Raw genomic sequence first — 17394 nt, forward strand, 5'->3', positions numbered from 1 at the left:
CTTCAGGCTAGGTTAATCACCGTCGTTGTCGGTATACGTAATCGTGATGCTCATGGCGGTTGTCATATCGACCTTGAGCATCCGTACGGCCTTCTGCATCTCGTTGTATACCTGAACGACAGCCGCATCGTTCGTTTTCACCTCGTCGTACAGCGTGTTTTTCAACGTATTCAACTGTTGCGCACTGGCGGCAAACTGAGTGTTCAGAATGTCAGCCAGCGCCGTACCTGTCCGGCTGTCTTTAGCGCCGAGCCCATTCAGGTACGTTTTTAGGCTTGGCCCTTCCTGGCCGGTTTTCACACTTTTGCCGTTGAAGAAATCGACAAAGGCCTGGTGAGCCGTTTTGGCCAATGTCAAGGAGAGATCTTTCTTGTAAAAAGCCTCTATCTTTTCTGGAGCTGGTGTACCGTTGGTCATTGCCCCCGATGGAATGCCAATCTTGCCCGACCGAATATAGCGCTCGTAGTGAAGCACATAGCCGTTCACCAGTTTTGAAGTCGAGCAGCCCGCATTTAAGGCTGTGCAGTTAATGAACGTATCGCGGTAACCCGATGTCCATTCCAAATTCACCTTCGTGAACATATCGTTCATCTGACCCGTCAGGCGTTTTAGGTAAGCAATTCGTTTAGCCGCATCGGCTGCGGTTGTATACTTCGCCAGGATCGCTTCATCGGTAGTCCCCAGCCCGTTGATCATGTAATCCAGCGCCGGAAAGCCTTGTTTCGGGTACGACGCCGGTACGTCAAATGTTCCGGTTCCGGCGGCCACGTACGCTTCAATACCCGTTACGTCGGTGGGATAAATATTAAAGAAGTTACGAAGCGTGTACTGCTCAGCTGGCCCGACGTCGAACAGCTCCACTTTCTGCCATTCGGTGTAGGTATCGGCCCAGGCCTGCCGAAAGTCAGTCAACGACGCTTTGTCGGGTTTAGCCGCAAAGGCATCAGACTTAGCCAGCATCGCATCAAACTTAGTCTTGAAGTTGGCGTAACTGGGGATAATAATGTTATCAGCAATATTGGTCAGCATCGCCTTACGGTCACTGCTGGCCTGATCAGTAGGGTCTGTCGGCGTAACCGTATTTGTATTGTCGTTCGACGAACAGGCCCAAAGCAACGCCATTGCCATACAAACCACGCCAACCGTTCTCCCAATTAATTGATTCATAACTTAAAACTAGAATGGAGCGGTACAAAAAGTACCGCTCCAAATAGGTTAACAGTGAAGGAATTTGTCTTAACCGTTGATCTTAAATTTCGTCTTAATAGCCGCGCTGGCCGCATCAATCTTGGCGTTTGTCAATCCCCAGAATCCATTGGGAGCCGAGTACACCAGATTGTTTAGAATACCATCCGAGAAGGCGGCATCGGCACCATACGATTTGGCGTACCGCAGGCTATAAATAAAGCCTAAGCCTTCGCCCATGGCATGAGCACGAGCCGCATCGGTAGTACCCGTTTTCCATTTACCCAGGTAGCCTAAGGCAGCGCCGGCAACCGCTTTTTCCATAGCTGAGCGAATAATGGACGCCTGTGCTTTCAGCGTGGTCTGATCGTTGTTAACGATAGCCGCCCGACCTTTTAAGAGTGCGGGATAGATTTTCGGAAAGTCTTCTTTGTTGTATTCCCACAAATACGAACCGATGAAGCTTTCGCCCGATGAAGTTGCTGTGGCTTTAGCGCCGTAGATCGGGTTAGCCGTTATAATTCCATAGATCTCGTCCCAATTCTGTTCCAGTTGGGTATATTTCTTACCGGCAACCAGTGTGGTGTTGTCCGAAGAAAGGTTCTTATCGCTTAGCAACACGTTGCCAATGTAATCCAGCTGGAAAGCGCCAATCAACGACTTCTGAATAATCTGCCCCCACTCAATACCCTTTTCATCGACCAAATACGTACCCAGTTTACCTGCCTTACCTTCAGCGGCCGTTGCCGATACAGACTTGCTGGCCGTAGCAATTGCCGGAAAAGCCGCTTCAATCGTCGTCCGCTCCTTTTCCGCGTCCGTCGCTGATAACGACGAGGCTGTTACATTCCTCAATTGAATCCCTGACGTATTCAACGATGTGTTCGCTGTTCCGGAGAATGGGTTGCTGGTGTTGGCAAACATATTTTTCAGCACAGTGGCATCCAGCGTAGCGCCGGTACCAACGGCCGTACCGTTGTACGTATTGATGGCCCGAAACATAGCCAGGCGCGTACTGCCGGTGGTCAGATCAACGGTTTTAGTGCCGGTATCATCTACGAAGAAATTGGCGTACGTAGTAGTATCCTTCAGCGTTGCATAATCGACAGACCGACGAAGTTGGGTGTTGGCGATGACTGGATTTTCTTCATCTATACAACTCGATAGCCCTGCGGATACCAGGAGAATTGAGAAAATAGAAGCGAATGGTGAACGTGTAGACATTTGAGCTTTCTTTATCTAATACGCTGCAAATCTAATAGCTATTTAGACTAATTATAAAATAATTGCTCTGTTTTTTTTAAAAGCTCAGGGTGCCTCCTCGTTTACGACATAGTAGTTAGCTGAAAATAAAAACGAAGAAACAGCTATATCTTTTTTCCTGAAGCAAAAATCGCCCACCTTCAGGAGGCTGGGCGATTTTTGCTTAAACATGCTGATAATACGATACTTACAACAAATTACATTCAAAGCTGGCTATTCGGTAGTGCTACCATTCTGGATATTTATTCCACCAGCCCAGTGTACCAAATGAATCAGAATGGGAGTTACTAAACGGTCCAGCTTCTTAAAGTGATTGCTGTGATTTAATTGGCTTTTATGACTTTGAGTGTCTGCCGCTGAGCCGGCTGACCACCCCGCCCTTCCCTGACCACCTCCAGCACATACACCCCACTCGACTCACCCTGCATGTCCCAGTCAATCACCTGCTCCCCCAGGGCTTCAGCCCACCGCTGCTGATGAAGCCGCTTGCCACGCTGGTCAACCAACCCTACCCACAGAGCCCCACCCCCTGCCCCACGTACTACCCCCCGCAGCCGCTCCTGCTGGATGGGGTTGGGCGCTAGCTCCACCTCTAAAGCCGTTTCCCGATCAGCCACCTCACGGGCCCGGCAGCTGCCATCCACCGTCAGCCGGTAAGGACCATACACCTGCACACGCCCTGAGCGCTCGGTCACTTTGAGATAGAAGTCGCCCTGGGTGTTGCTCTGGGCGTTGATCAAGCTCAGACTGCTGGTGGCCGTACCCCGGAAGAGCTGGGGTGTCTCCATGAGCTTAGGGCTGCTCAGGCTGTTCTTGTACCACTCGTACTTGACCACATCACCGGCCACCAGGACGTTGATGACGGTTGCTCCCCCCCGGCAGACGGTGGGGTTGTTGCCCCCGGTCACGGTGGTAGAGGCCGTGGCCGAACAGCCGTTATCCTGTCGGGTGACGCTCACCGAGTAGACGCCTGCGGTGGTGACCTGCGCCTTGTTGGGGCTGCCTTGTTGGATGGCTCCCTGGCTAAAGCTGTAGTTGTAAGTGCCACCAGGCGTAGGGTTGGCTGTCAGGGTCACGCTGGTGTTGGTAAACGACAAAGGACCGGTGTTATTAAGTGTTAAAGTGGGGCTATCCAGGTTGATGCCTACCTCGGTGGTGGCCATCGTTGAACAGCCGTTAGTCCCCGTCACCGTGACGGTATAGGTTCCCCCATTGCTCACCGTAGCTTGAGCGCTTCCATCCTGAGTAATGGGATTGGCTCCCCTGAAGCTGTAGCTCAGCGGGCCAGTGGTGGTGCTGGCCACTTTGAGTTGAACCGAGGTCTTAGCACAACTCAAGGGGCCGTTGTTGGTCAGGGTTACTACTGGGTTGTCATTAACGGTTAGGGTGAAGGCGGTGGAAGTGAGGCTACTTACTGAGTTGCTGACAACCACCCGATACATTCCTGCATCATCAGCCTGCACGTTGGTCAGGCTGAGCGTATTGGTGGTTTGCCCGGTTACTGGCTGGCTGCCTTTATACCACTGATACGTCTGAACGTTACCTGTTGTAGAGACAGCAGCGGTGACTGTCCCGCCCGGGCAGACGGCAGACTGGGTAGGTGGCTGGGTGATGGCGATCCTGTTTATACATATATTTTGCACCTCCTCCGGCGAGGAACAACCAGCAGCATTTCCGTAGATAAAAATTGATTCGGGTGAATTAGCCAGGTATTGGCAGATTGGGTCAATGGCACATTCACTGAGCTGGGCGTTGTCTAAAATGAAAACTTGGGTGTCTATTTGAGTTAATCCCCTAAGGCTGTTGAGGCTCATCAGGCTGGGGTTATTATTAATGAATAGCCTACTCACTCGGGTCAGCTTGCTCAACCCACTCAAATTAGTCAGGTGAGCATTATACAAGATTCGCAGTTCGCCACCTAGTTGAGTTAATGTGTTCAGGTCGAAGAGACTCGTTAGAGCAGCATTACTTTCAATATATAACCTACCACTCACACGAGTTAGCTGACTCAACCCACTCAGGTTAATCAGGTGGTCATTGTTGACCACCTGGAGTTCGCCACCTATTTGGGTTAATGCGCCTAAACCAGTTAGGCTAGTTAGGGTAAGATTGCGCTGAATATATACACTACCTCCTATGCTAGTTAGATTATTCAAGCCTATCAGGTTGGCCAGTTGAGCATTGTTAACGATCTGAAGTTCGCCGTTTAACTGAGTCACTGCGCTCAGGCTGTTCAGGTTTGTCAGAACAGGATTGCTGGTAATGATTAAACTGTTGCCTATGCTGGTCAGACTATTCAACCCAGTCAGGTTAGCCAGTTGGGTATTCCCACCAAAATCGAGATTCTCAGCTACCTGGGTCAATGCACTCAGGCTGGCGATGCTCGTCAGGATAGGATTGTTAGCAATGCTTAGGCTACCACCCACACTGGTCAGATTATCCAACCCTGTTAGGTTAACCAGTTTGGGGTTGTCATTAATTAGAAGCCCTCCGGCAGTTTGCACTGCAGAGAGCGATTTAAGACTGGTAATATCTGCCCCAGTAATGTTTAAACCTCTTGGAATAACGGTGCAACCGGGTGGAAAAGCATCTACCTGAGCCTGACTCGTTAGATCAATATCGCCACTCCCATTGGGTGGGGGGCACTGTGCCTGAGCCAGCAAAGGCAGGATCGCCAATATCAGAAACAGCCACTTCATAGGCCCCCGTACGAGGTTGGTAATAAAAAGACGTAGAGTAGAAATCATAAAAATGAGTTGGGTTAGCAAGCCGCCAAAACTAGATTTCGGCGGTCGTTGGATACGCACAAAGGTGTGGGTGCAACGCCGTCAAAATCTATCTCAATCGAACCATTTTGAGCGGTATCGAACCATTTTTGCGCTAAACGAGGCTATTGTCGGGTCATACGGCTCAAGTATTGGGGTGTACCATTCTCTACAGCATACTGCCCGGTTCTCACCATCTGCGTAGTAGTACCACGCTAAAGCCACAGGCGGGCTTTGTCACGCATCTGATCATGCGTATATTTGACAGTGATGTCACCCTATTTACTCATGCGTTTCGTTAATCGTGTAGCGGCTAGCTGGCTGTTGCTATTTGGCCTGACGATAGGGCCCAGCGGAGCTCAACTGCTTGTGCCCCAACTGCTACGGCAATTTGAAGAAAAACGAGGGCTGAGTCTGACCGTACTTAATATCACTCAAGATGCCCGGGGGCACCTATGGATGGCCTCAACTAATGGGGTTCTGCGCTTTGACGGCAAACAGTTCCGGGTCTTCCACGATCCCATGTTGAAAGAGGGAGATTATTACTACTTAGCGGTGCCTTCATCCGATGGACGTATCTGGCTCAAAATGGGGGCGGGCTTTTCGCTTTCCTACGTTGATTCCCGCCAGCAACGTATTGTGCGTGTGCCAGATACTACCCGGCTAGTGCACGACTACCTGGCCAGATACGGGTCGCACTACGTGTTTGCCGACGTTCAGGCCAACCTCTGGATCGGTCTGAACAAACACGGCCTGTTAAAAGTCAACCCTCAAACGCTCGCCGTTGAACACATCGTTGATCAGGGATTGGACATCCGCAGCATTACTCAAGATCGCCAGGGTGTTGTTTATTTTGCCACGCCGAACAAAGGCTTGTTTGCCTTCAATCCGCAGACGAAGCAACTGACCAACTACCAACATAACGATCGGGACACTACGTCCCTGAGCAGCAACGCTACCTTTGGTGTGCAGGCTCGGCCTGATGGCAGCATTCTGGTGGGTCAGGGCAACGAAGCCAGCATTTTCTGGCCTGCCACCGGGCGGTTTCAACGCTTAGGACTGAATACCCAGCGAACCACGGATCCTCTTTCGTCGCCATACATTTATGAGTTTAAACTCGATGCCCAGGGCAACGCTTACTTCACTACGGGAGAGATTCTGTTCTGTTACACAGCGCAGGGAGTCCTTCGGCGGCTTGGCATCAGTTCACCCACTCACTACGTCGGAGGGCTATATGTGAGTCCAGCCAACAGACTGTGGGTAAGCCTGACCAAAGAACTCTACGAGTACAACCTGAATCAGGCTCCTGTGTTCCCGTCTCTGCTCTTTCAGAAAATAACCGTTAATGGTACGGAATTGCGCGATAACACGAGTGCCACCCAAAGCCTGGTCTATGACTCCCAGGGGCACCCTACCCTGACGGTCCGCGAAAATGACCCGTTTACCATGCAGTTCACCCTGCTGGCCAAGCAGGTGCAGGGAACGCTGCGCTGGCGGCTCAATGGGTATAATCAGGAGTGGATTTCGTCGCAGGACATCCAGGGAGAGGCTGCTTATCAGCTACCCGCAGGTACCTATACATTTATCGTCAATCGGGGTTATAAGGCAGGTGGTTGGGAACCGACCGTGTCGACACTAACGATTGTCGTGGTAGCACCCTTCTGGAAGACACCCGTATTTATGACCTTAGTCGCGCTGGTCGTGGTAGGACTAGGTTTCTATTTCATTCGCACGTATATCCGGCGACGGCAACTGGCCGGGCAGCTAGCCCGCGAGCAGCAGGAAGCGGCCAGCCTACGACAGCTTGATGAACTCAAAACCCGGTTCTTCAGTAACATCACCCACGAGTTTCGTACGCCTTTAACCATCATTCTCAATGCCACCGAGCAGTTAGCGGCCAGAACCTCCGCCCCCAATGAACTGCCCGAAGTCGGCACCATTCAACGCCAAGCCCATCAGTTACTGCGGCTCATTACCGAAACGCTCGATATTGCCCGACTGGACGCGGGCAGGCTGGAATCCCACCCTCAGATGGGTAATCCAATCTGGTTTATTGGGCAAGTGGTTGCTCAATTTGCCGGACTGGCTGCGCAACGGGGCGTCGATCTCACCTACAATAGTCACCCACTGCCCGCACCGGCCGACCCACTCAGCGGCCAATCGCCCGACGACAATTTGTTTAATTTCGACGGTGACAAGTGGGAAAAGATTACTTACAACCTGTTGGCCAATGCCCTCAAATTTACGCCTACCGGGGGCCATGTGCAGGTCACGGGCCAGATTACAGCAGACAACCACTTTGTAGTAACGGTCACCGACACAGGAATCGGTATTCCTAAAGATCAGTTAGAACGCATCTTTGAGCGATTTTATCAGGTGGATGCCCGCTCGACACGGGCGTATGCAGGCACTGGTATTGGCCTGGCGCTGGTTCAAGAGTTGACCACATGGTTGGGCGGACGGATAACGGTAGAGAGTCAACCCAATCAAGGTAGTACGTTCACGGTCGACTTACCGCTGAGCGTAGCGAATGCAGACCAAACTACCCTGCCTATAGCCGCCGTGGATTCGGCCGCCGTGACTTCAGCGACCGTTGATTCAGTGGTAACGTCTAAACCGCTGGTACTGGTGGTCGAAGACAACGACGATCTACGAAAACAGGTGGCTGATTACCTGTCAGGAGCTTACCAGGTGCTGTTAGCGGAGAACGGTCGGCTGGGCTGGAAACAGGCCCTGGCCCAAGTGCCCGATCTGATTGTGAGCGACGTAATGATGCCTGAACTGGACGGCTACGAGCTGTTGGAGCGGCTAAAGAATGACGAGCGTACCAGCCACATTCCGGTTATTTTACTTACAGCCCGCTCGGCCTCCGAGAGTCGGATACAGGGCCTCCAAACTGGGGCGAATGATTATCTGGTTAAGCCCTTCAGCCTGGCCGAACTGGTACTACGAATTGGCAACGGGCTGCGCACCCGCCAGAACTGGCAAAAACGGTTCATGGCCCTATCGACATCTGCCCCAGTTGCCGCATACGTAGAACCGGTAATAGATCGGGAAGGGGCTTTTCTTAATCGACTGCGTCAGATGATTCTGGCGCAGCTCGACAGCGACGCCCTGGATGTGGACTGGCTAGCGAAGCAGGCGGGGATGAGCCGGACACAACTCAATCGTAAACTCTCAGTCCTGACTGGCCTAAGCCCTAACCGGTTCATGCAGCGAGTTCGGCTCGAGCGGGCGGCTGAACTCTTACAAACGGGAGAGATGAACATTGCCCAGGTAACGCTCCAGGTGGGTTACAGTTCGCAGTCACATTTTGCCAAAGTATTTCAGGAATATTTCGGATACGCTCCGACAAAGTTGAAAAGAAAAGTCTAAAGCACTTGTTTAACACCTTTGCACAAGCCAGGTCCGCTTCGTTTTAAACAGAACTGACCAGTATCTCGACCGGTCAGTTCCATTACGTCTATTCTTTTTCTTTAGCGATTACGGCGTCTGTAGGCTTCGTTACGTCAACAATTTTGATTGCCTTCCCCGATTTTCGTTCTTCGATCTGTTCGAGCAGCTTTAAGCCCATTAGTCCGTTCATAGAGCCATCCGTTCCATTCCCGGCTCCGTTGATGACAATATCCGGAATGACCCGAATATGCCCCTTGCCAATTTCTTCGGTGATTTTGAAACGGGTAAAATTCTCTTCGCCCATGGCCTTCACCTGTCGCTCGTACGCTTCGGCAGTTGAGCGACCGATCGCCAGAATCTTCTCAGCCTCAGCAGAACCCGTTTTGGCGATACGTTCGGCTTCGGCATCAGCGGTTAGCTTAGTTGCTTCTGCGTCAGCGGCCGCCTGCCGACGACGAGCCTCGGCATTAGCCTCAGCACGGATCTTAGTCGCTTCCGATTCGGCCCCCACCTGTAGTTTCAAGCTGCGGGCCTCCCCTTCCGACTTCTTAACCGCAGCATCGGCGGTACGCTGGGCAATTTCTACACTTTGCTGCGCTTTTACCACCTCGCGCTGAATGTCGGCCAGGGCGGTTTCGCGTTCCATTCCCTGCCGCTTTTCCTGCGCCATCCGCTGCGTCTCGTAGGTCTTTTCTTCTTCCTGCGCAATCTTCCGATCGGTCAGGGTTTTCATTAAGCTATCAGGCGGCACAATGTCGCCGATGAGCGTATCCACCGCGTTTACGTTGTAAACTTCCAGTACCTGACGAATGTGCTCACGAGCGGCCTCCTGGCGTTCTTTCCGGGTGCTCAGGAATGCAATCACGTCAGAATCCTGCGCCGAGTTCCGGAAGTAGTTGCCAATTGTGGGCTCAAGCACCTGCGACACCAGGTTATTCATACTGCCGAAACGAGCAATCACTTTAGGCGCTTCAACCGCCGGAATGTGGATAATCTGCGCTACGTCGAGATTGAACGGGAACCCGTCTTTCGAACGTACCGTAATCGTCGACAGGTTCCGGTCGAGGGCGTGGGCTTCGGTTCGTGCGTTAGCCCAGTTCAGCACCAGATTGGTGGTTGGCACCCCTTCTACCTTCATCGTATACGTATTGATCGGATATTTACCGGGGCCCAGCGGCTCCATCCAAACCCCGCGGAAGCCGCGCTGAACAATGTTGCCGTGCTTGAACGACTCGCCCGTTACGTCGATGCCATCTTCACCGATATACGAAATGACCACGCCAACATGCCCAATGGGAACTTCAGTCATCGGAATCTCTTCAATCTGAACCGCCCAGGGATTAATGTAATATGAGCCGGCCAGCACTACCTGCGGCTGCAAGCCCCGATTCCCTCCGTTTTGAAGAAAGAAGTCGACGTTTTGAAAGTTATTATGCCCTTCTACATTCTTACCAGCAATTTGTCCTGGCTGCAAAGGTGCACCATCGAGGGTGGTAATGATGCCGACCATATTCTCCCGAATAACGGTCATGTCGGCAATGGTTATGGTAAACGCATACGTATTAATTCGGTAGGTACCCGGCGTCAGTATGCTGGTTTGGCGACCCTTTTGCCCTCCACTATTCAGAAACCGCTCAGTATCCTGAAAATTATCGGAATCAACCCGCCGGGCCAGAATGTTACCCGTCGGCAGTTCCGCCCCGTCATTGGAGAGCACCAGCCCAATTTTTCCTTCGGGAATTACGGTAAACGGCTGCATAGTGATGCCGTACTGCCAGGGCCACATCCACCAGTATAGTCCAGGAGCCAACGTTTGGGCCTGATAACCAGCCTCACCTTTCGTGGCAATAATTCGCCCATCGGGCAGGCCGCGATCTGTACCGACCAGTACGTATTTTTTGGTCACCAGACCGATTCGGTCTTCGGGAACAATAACCATCCCGAACAAAAAGCGAAGCACCCATTTATAGAGCACAACGCCCAGAATGAGCATGACTACCCACGCCCAGGTTGACAATACGGGTAAAAAATCCATGAGAAGAAAGGTGTAATTGGTTGAAATGATCGAAAAGTACGCGGAAATACAGCGCAGCATTCAAGCGGCTTAGTAAGCGGAAGGAGAAAATTGACGGCCTACATCGGAAGAATAAATACGTCGAATGGACGTATCAAAAGTAGAGAGGACGAGTAAACCAGTATACTAAAACTGGACGATTGGTTGCCCGCTGGCCGGATCGGATTTGGTAATTGATGGATGGAAATTATTGAACATATGCTTAAACAAAATAACCGCTGGATAGTGATGCTACGATCCGGCGGTTTGAGTTAGATACCTTTATTTTAATTACCAGTCACCAAGATTTTAGCCCCTCTGCTTACGTACCGAAGGGTGCCATTTTGCTTAATCTGTTTCGCCTGCGCGGAGTTCGTGGAAATAGTGACCACATGACCCTGACTAATTGTAACAACATCTTGAACCGTTGGCTCACGGCCGCACAACCAGGTGGCTGGATTTGACCAGTCTCCGGACTGAACCGAAACACAGGGCGCCGGCGGAGCACTGTCTAGCTTGACGACCCAAAAATCGTTAAGACCATGATTGCCGATCACATCGCCATCCGTGGACGCAGTAACACCGGCTAGTACGCAGTTCCCATTGGCCGTCACCAACACCGCAGACGCCTGGTCTCCTTTCGAGCCGCCTAAAGATTTCTGCCAGATCAAGTTTCCAGCCCCATCCAGCTTGACGGCCCAAGCGTCAAAACCGTTTATTGTGCCTGCCAAGGGATCAGAACTGATTGCACCTGCAAATACGTATTCCCCATAGGCCGTAATTGTTACCGCACTCAAATGATCACTATATAGGCCGCCTAAAACCTTTTGCCAAATGATGCTACCTGCACTATTTAGCTTAACTGCCCAAGCGTCCGGAAAACTAAACGATGCGTGATTATTTTCTTCGCTTACATCTCCATCTCTGGAGTACGTCTGTCCGGCTAATACATATCCGCCATCGGTAGTGGCAATAACCTGACTAACAAGGTCAGCGTCCTTTCCTCCCAACGCTTTCTGCCAGATAAGGTTGCCCGACTCATCTAGCTTGACTAACCAATAGTCAGCGTAATACCAGGAGTCAGTGGGATCTTTATGGAAGCCCGTTATGTCTCCATCATTAAAATAGACTTGTCCGCCTACTAAATATCCTCCGTCAGCGGAAGCGGTTATGGTAGTAGCGAAGTCATCGTGGGACCCGCCAAAGGTTTTCTGCCAAAGTTTGTTGCCATTGCCATCCAGCCTAACCACCCAATAGTCAGTAAATCCACGATTAACGGTTACGTCTCCGTTATTCGATCCGGCAGTACCCGCCAATACGTAGTCCCCATCCGAAGTCGCGATCACCGCATTTGCATAATCATCCCTCGATCCGCCCAAGGCTTTCTGCCAGATCATATTGCCATTGCCGTCAAGTTTAACGACCCAGAAATCAGCGCCACCGTGGTTACCCGTTACGTCCCCATCATTCGACTCGGTTCTGCCCGCGACCACATACCCTCCGTCCAAGGTTGTGGTCACGGCATAGGCAATGTCATTCTTCGATCCACCGAAGGTTTTTTGCCAGACTCGGTTACCGTTCACATCCAGTTTAACGACCCAGAAATCAGCGTTACCGTGGTTGCCTGTCACATCGCCATCATTCGACTCTGTACCGCCCACTATTACGTAGCCCCCGTCCGGGGCAGCGACCATACCACGAGCCTGATCGTTATTTGACCCGCCCAGGGTTTTCTTCCAGTTGACTGCGGGAGCAACCTGAGCAACTGCCAACTGACTAAAGACCAGCAAAATGATCGATAAGCTTATTCGTCGCGAAAGGAAATGAAAAAGGCGAAGTGATGGGCGGGAACTGGAAGCAAAAGCGGAATACGTAAAATTCGGCATAAACAATAATGTAGGCTCAAGGGCAATGCAGACTCAAACAAGGCAATTTATTGATCTTTACGCAACTCAGTTGCCAAAAGCTGTTGCTAAATACACTCCGGCTTAATTTGCAGGATTGCTACCTCACTGGATGGAGATTTACAATTCGGAGGCCAGATTGAAGAAGAAGCCGGTCTTACCCTGGGCGTTGATGGTGCCGCTGAAGCGAAAAACCAGATTATAAAACGTTACGACATCGAGACTCAGGCCCGTACCAGCTAGCAATCGATTGGCCAGTTGGCTCTGATATTGTTCGGCCACGGTGCTCCTGACGTAGCCAGCATCGCCGAAAATCGTTACGTAGGCGGCAATCGGCAGGGTATTGAACTGGCGTATATGAAGCCAGTTGAGTTCTTTTCGCACGTTGAATAACTGATAACGCAGGCTGTTTCGCCAGATGGCCGTTCGCTGCCCATCCACTACGTACAACTCGTAGCCGCGCACCATATCGGACGAGCTTCCCAGGCCGCGCAGATTAAAATAGGGCTGTCGATTTGGCCAGGTCGTGCGGCCACGCAGGCTGCCAGCCGCGTAGAAATTCTTGCCAAGCGCCCAGTACCGGGTAATGGAGGCCGCCATATCGAGGAAGTGAAAATTGTCGTTCGGTAGCAGTCCCATTACGCCAATCCCGCCCGTTATCAATGTGCCCTGCAAGGGATAGACAACGTTGTCACGACGATCGTACCGGTAGGCGTAACCCAGCGAGAGGTAACGCTGGCGAGTCTGGTCATCCAAAAAATAGTCCGGATTGAGCTGTACAACCGTATCGGCAATTGTATTTCGATTGTAACGGGCTTCGACAACGTGGTAGTGGTACAGGCCGTGTCGATTCGTTAAGGTTACCCCCGCGTACAGCCGTTCACGTAACGTTTCTTCAGATTTTACATAAACCCACTTATCGGCATTGGTCCGATATGGGATTTCGTTGTTAGTTAGATATCCCATCTCGACCCGAAAGCCAATCTTTTGAGCCCGATCTATGTACGGTTTGCTGTAGGACAAAACCGTTTTTTGCAGAAATCCCCGTATCACCTCAATCTGTAGCCGGTCATTGGTACCCGTTACGTTCCGATAGCTCAGACGTCCCCCATAGATAGTTCGGCGGAAATCGTGCCCTCGGTCATACCACCATTCATTGAAATTTCGGTCGGCCAGATCAAAAACGGGATAGGCAATAACGTACCACCGTTCTTTCATGGTTACCGTCAGGTCTAATCGTGGCATCTGCGTCGTATCGGCAGGCACGGTTAGCTGCGTAGCGACGTCGACGGTGACGAACAGATTCGTGTTGTTGATATTACGCTGATCCCAGGAAATCCGCCCGGGCAGATCGGCCAGCCGGATGGTATCCCCCGTGTGTAAGGTCATCTCCCGCAGAATAATCCGGTCGCGCGTTCGGTAGTTTCCCTGCAGCGTTACCGACTGAACAAGGACCGACCGGGTCGAGTCGATGGCTGCATCGGCCCATCTCGTTAGAGAAGACAATAAAAATGCCGTCAGCAGGAAAACGACTGGCGGCCAGTTCTTTGGAATCATTCTCAAATTTACACCTTTTCCAAAAAAATAAGCCAACAATTTCTATATATGCTTCAAATCGGTACGTATTATTGTTGTCCTGTTTAATATCGCCCCGAAGCCTATTCAAACGTATATAGTGTATGCAAACCGAAAAAATACAGACACCGACGAAGGTGTTTAGACCAAAGCTCAGTTTCTGGCAAATCTGGAACATGAGCTTCGGTTTTTTTGGCATTCAATATGGCTTCGGTCTCCAGCAGGCGAACATGAGTCCGATTTTTCGGTATCTCAACGCCAACGAGTCCGAAATTCCTGCCTTGTGGCTGGCCGGTCCCGTAACGGGCCTGCTTATCCAGCCCATTATCGGAGCTCTGAGCGATCGAACCTGGTCACCGCGCTGGGGCCGCCGAAAGCCTTTTTTCCTGATTGGAGCGATTATTACCAGCATTGCGCTCATACTGATGCCCAACTCATCGAGTTTATGGATGGCGGCCAGCCTGATGTGGATTCTGGATTCGGGTCTTAACGTATCGATGGAGCCGTTCCGGGCATTCATCGGCGATAAACTAAATACGGAGCAGCGCACGATTGGGTTTGCCATGCAAAGCTTTTTCGTAGGATTTGGACAAACACTGGCCAATTTGATGCCGCGCATCCTGCCGTTCTTCGGCCTGACTATGGTGGCTACCGGAGCCAATGCCATTCCAGACATTACGCGCTGGTCGTTTTACATTGGGGCCGTAGCCATTGTGGCGGCTGTTCTGTGGACCATGTATACCACCGACGAGTATCCGCCGGAGGACATGGCTGCGTTTGAACGCGAAAAGCGCGAAGGCAGTGGCGTGTTCAAAGCCTTTGGCGAAGTCGTTCATGCCCTGCGTGATATGCCCGCAACGATGAAGCAGCTATGGTGGGTGAAGTTCTTTACCTGGTACGGCCTACCGCTGATGTGGCAATACCTGTCGCTGGCCATTTCGCGTCACGCTTTTAACGCACCCACCGCTCAATCACCAGGTTTTGAACGAGGCATTGAGGTAGGGAACGATTGCTTTGCATTGTTCAACGTCGGCTGCTTCGGCATCTCGTTCTTTTTGCCCGCCATCGCGAAACGATTGGGCCGTCGGGGTACGCATGCACTGTTCCTAACGTTAGGTGGATTAGGGTTTATGTCTATGCTGCTTGGCGAGGATAAAAGCTATTTCCTGATTGGTATGACCATGGTGGGCTTAGCCTGGGGCTCGATTCTATCTATGCCTTACGTAATGCTTTCGACTTCTGTTCCGGCCGAACGAATGGGCGTGTACATGGGCTTATTCAATGGTTTCATTGTAGTGCCACAAATTGTGAACATGGTAACGGTCCCATTTTTGTACGATAGCCTGTTGGGCAGCGACCCCCGCAACGCGCTTGTATTATGCGGTGTTTGTTTGCTGTTAGCAGCAGGAGCTTGTTTTCTGGTGAAAGAAACGCCACAAAGCGAAGCCGCAGCCTTACCGATTGAACCCGGTGGAAACTAATTTCTGAACAGTTCTTTACATTTGTCATGCCTCAGCTTTTGGGTTGGGTTCGACCAATAGCGCTGAGGTATGCCTGTTTAGACTCAGATGACCACAACTACCCGTCCATTCGCCGTATTATCTGTTGGCGAGTTGTTAGCCGATTTCATAAGTCATTACGTTTCCACTAGCCTGCTCGATGCCCAGGATTTTCGCCGGTATCAGGGCGGTAGCCCGGCAAATATGGCGGCTAACATGGCTCGCCTGGGTAACTCAGCCGCATTAGTTGCCTGCGTAGGAAACGACAACATTGGCCGGTATCTGCTTCGGCAGGTAACCGAAGCGGGGGTAAATACAGAGTACGTACTTGCTGACCCACTGGAGCCAACCAGTATTGTTCTTGTGTCCCGCACGGCTGGTACGCCCGATTTTGTGGCCTACCGCCACGCAGATGCGCAATTACGCGTCGAGCAGTTGCCCGATACATTACTGCAGCAGGCACACATTTTTCATACAACCTGCTTTGCGCTAAGCCGCCAGCCCGCCCAGAACGTAATTGTAGATGCCGCCCATCGTGCCCGACTAGCGGGCTGTCAGGTGAGCATTGATGCGAATTACGCCCCGACCATCTGGCCTGACCGCGAACGGGCCTGGGAGGTGTTAAAAGATTATTGCTCAGCGGGTGCTCTAGTCAAAGTAAGCGAAGACGATACAGAACGGCTGTACGGCGAAGCGCAGTCACCCGAACGGGTTTTCAGCGATTTTCACCAGATGGGAGCGTTGCTGGTATGCCTGACACTAGGCCCCAACGGCAGCATTGTGTCGTACGAACACGGCACAAAACAAGCCCGAATACCGGGCCGGAAAATCGATGTAGTTGATGTTACCGGGGCTGGTGATGCGTACTGGGCCGGGTTTCTTACCGCCCACCTCGACGGCTATGCACCGGCTAACTGCGCTAGTGCCGGAGCGGCAATGGCAAAAATGAAATTAGGCCGGCAAGGGCCATTGCCCGATTCTGTCAACCGAAAAGCGATTTACGATACGTTTCAATAAAAAGACAGGCCCCGCAGTTAGTACGGGGCCTGTCTTTTAACCAGGATTATCTACGCGAAGGGTCAGTTACTTTAAGGCAGCCAGCTTAGGCAGGTCTATATCTTCCACGGTTGCTTTGAGCTTGTCCATACTCACGCCATGTCCTTTAGCAGAAACTATATAACGCTTATTAACAAGTACGGCAATCTCACCGTCTTTGCTGCTATTATCGTATTTCTCGTACGATTTATGATCGCCTAACTTGTCGGTTTTCTCGTAGCCGTCAGCGGTTTCTTTATCGATTTCGATTGCTGACCAGGCTGCGAGGCCCATCATCATGGCCGTTCCGCCACCGTCTACAATCGAAATTTCAACGGTTTCGGTATCGTCGGCATTAGCGTACTTTCCCGTAGCGGTCGATATAACAAAACCGGCTGCCCCGTTCTTTTCTCCCGTAGCTTCCTTACGGGCTAATCCATCGGCTTCGGCGGGCAGCAACTCCTTCAACGATCGAAAATCAACGGCTTCAACCGGCCCGTTTTTCTGAAGTTCTTCCGCCTGATTCGCCATTTCTTTCATGGCGCTCAGCGCTCCTAAGGTCGATACAGATTCCTGATCCTTTTGCTCGTCTTCCTTGCTGCCCGAACAGCCGGATAATAACGTAACAGCGAGCAGAGTGCCCGACAGTAAATAAGAATGTATACGCATTGTAATAAGGGTTTGTAGGACTGACGCGAAAATGGATCGTAAAATACCGC

At 51.5% G+C, this 17394-nt stretch carries 10 protein-coding genes; 3 read left to right on the forward strand and 7 right to left on the reverse strand.

All coding sequences use genetic code 11. The annotated features are described in order from the left end of the window. Positions 1-12: 12 nt before the first annotated feature. The 3 genes from ACYVIY_RS08745 to ACYVIY_RS08755 form a co-directional block, all read right to left on the reverse strand. Entirely contained in the window at positions 13-1167 is a 1155-nt protein-coding gene (locus tag ACYVIY_RS08745) for an imelysin family protein (RefSeq protein WP_460975942.1), read from the reverse strand. Between the two features lie 69 nt (positions 1168-1236). Beyond that, a complete protein-coding gene (locus ACYVIY_RS08750) occupies positions 1237-2409 on the reverse strand; it encodes a DUF4856 domain-containing protein (protein ID WP_460975943.1) in 1173 nt (390 codons plus the stop codon). 362 nt (positions 2410-2771) lie between these two features. After that, positions 2772-5195: an immunoglobulin domain-containing protein gene (locus ACYVIY_RS08755; protein WP_460975944.1), complete on the reverse strand. Its 2424-nt coding sequence runs from the start codon at positions 5193-5195 to the stop codon at positions 2772-2774. A 306-nt stretch (positions 5196-5501) separates the two neighbouring features. Here ACYVIY_RS08755 and ACYVIY_RS08760 point away from each other — a divergent pair, with 306 nt between their 5' ends. Then, positions 5502-8588 carry an ATP-binding protein gene (locus tag ACYVIY_RS08760; protein WP_460975945.1) on the forward strand — a complete coding sequence of 1029 codons (3087 nt, stop codon included), beginning with the start codon at positions 5502-5504 and terminating at the stop codon, positions 8586-8588. Positions 8589-8676: 88 nt separating this feature from the next. Here the strand turns inward: ACYVIY_RS08760 and ACYVIY_RS08765 are convergent, their stop codons facing one another. From ACYVIY_RS08765 to ACYVIY_RS08775, 3 genes are all read right to left on the reverse strand, one after another. Beyond that, positions 8677-10644 (reverse strand): SPFH domain-containing protein, encoded by a 1968-nt coding sequence (locus tag ACYVIY_RS08765; RefSeq protein WP_460975946.1) that lies wholly within the window; start codon positions 10642-10644, stop codon positions 8677-8679. Positions 10645-10949: 305 nt separating this feature from the next. Next, positions 10950-12548, reverse strand: a complete 1599-nt coding sequence (locus tag ACYVIY_RS08770; protein WP_460975947.1) for a hypothetical protein — start codon at positions 12546-12548, stop codon at positions 10950-10952. A gap of 138 nt (positions 12549-12686) precedes the next feature. Continuing rightward, positions 12687-14123 (reverse strand): BamA/TamA family outer membrane protein, encoded by a 1437-nt coding sequence (locus tag ACYVIY_RS08775; protein ID WP_460975948.1) that lies wholly within the window; start codon positions 14121-14123, stop codon positions 12687-12689. Positions 14124-14245: 122 nt separating this feature from the next. Between ACYVIY_RS08775 and ACYVIY_RS08780 the strand changes: the two genes are divergently transcribed. Beyond that, the gene (locus ACYVIY_RS08780) at positions 14246-15622 is read left to right on the forward strand and encodes an MFS transporter (RefSeq protein ID WP_460975949.1); all 1377 of its coding nucleotides are present in this window, start codon (positions 14246-14248) and stop codon (positions 15620-15622) included. Positions 15623-15709: 87 nt separating this feature from the next. After that, positions 15710-16657, forward strand: coding sequence for a carbohydrate kinase family protein (locus ACYVIY_RS08785; protein WP_460975950.1), 948 nt, complete (start codon positions 15710-15712; stop codon positions 16655-16657). A 66-nt stretch (positions 16658-16723) separates the two neighbouring features. On the opposite strand, the gene ACYVIY_RS08790 is transcribed toward ACYVIY_RS08785, so the two are convergent. After that, positions 16724-17344: a transposase gene (locus ACYVIY_RS08790; protein WP_460975951.1), complete on the reverse strand. Its 621-nt coding sequence runs from the start codon at positions 17342-17344 to the stop codon at positions 16724-16726. Positions 17345-17394 lie beyond the last annotated feature (50 nt).

This window comes from Spirosoma knui (assembly GCF_054780635.1).

Coding starts and splice junctions, on each gene's coding strand:
- ACYVIY_RS08780 (WP_460975949.1), top strand. CDS start 14,246: ATGCAAACCGAAAAAATACAGACACCGACGAAGGTGTTTAGACCAAAG.
- ACYVIY_RS08765 (WP_460975946.1), bottom strand. CDS start 10,644: ATGGATTTTTTACCCGTATTGTCAACCTGGGCGTGGGTAGTCATGCTC.
- ACYVIY_RS08760 (WP_460975945.1), top strand. CDS start 5,502: ATGCGTTTCGTTAATCGTGTAGCGGCTAGCTGGCTGTTGCTATTTGGC.
- ACYVIY_RS08755 (WP_460975944.1), bottom strand. CDS start 5,195: ATGATTTCTACTCTACGTCTTTTTATTACCAACCTCGTACGGGGGCCT.
- ACYVIY_RS08790 (WP_460975951.1), bottom strand. CDS start 17,344: ATGCGTATACATTCTTATTTACTGTCGGGCACTCTGCTCGCTGTTACG.
- ACYVIY_RS08750 (WP_460975943.1), bottom strand. CDS start 2,409: ATGTCTACACGTTCACCATTCGCTTCTATTTTCTCAATTCTCCTGGTA.
- ACYVIY_RS08775 (WP_460975948.1), bottom strand. CDS start 14,123: ATGATTCCAAAGAACTGGCCGCCAGTCGTTTTCCTGCTGACGGCATTT.
- ACYVIY_RS08745 (WP_460975942.1), bottom strand. CDS start 1,167: ATGAATCAATTAATTGGGAGAACGGTTGGCGTGGTTTGTATGGCAATG.
- ACYVIY_RS08785 (WP_460975950.1), top strand. CDS start 15,710: ATGACCACAACTACCCGTCCATTCGCCGTATTATCTGTTGGCGAGTTG.
- ACYVIY_RS08770 (WP_460975947.1), bottom strand. CDS start 12,548: ATGCCGAATTTTACGTATTCCGCTTTTGCTTCCAGTTCCCGCCCATCA.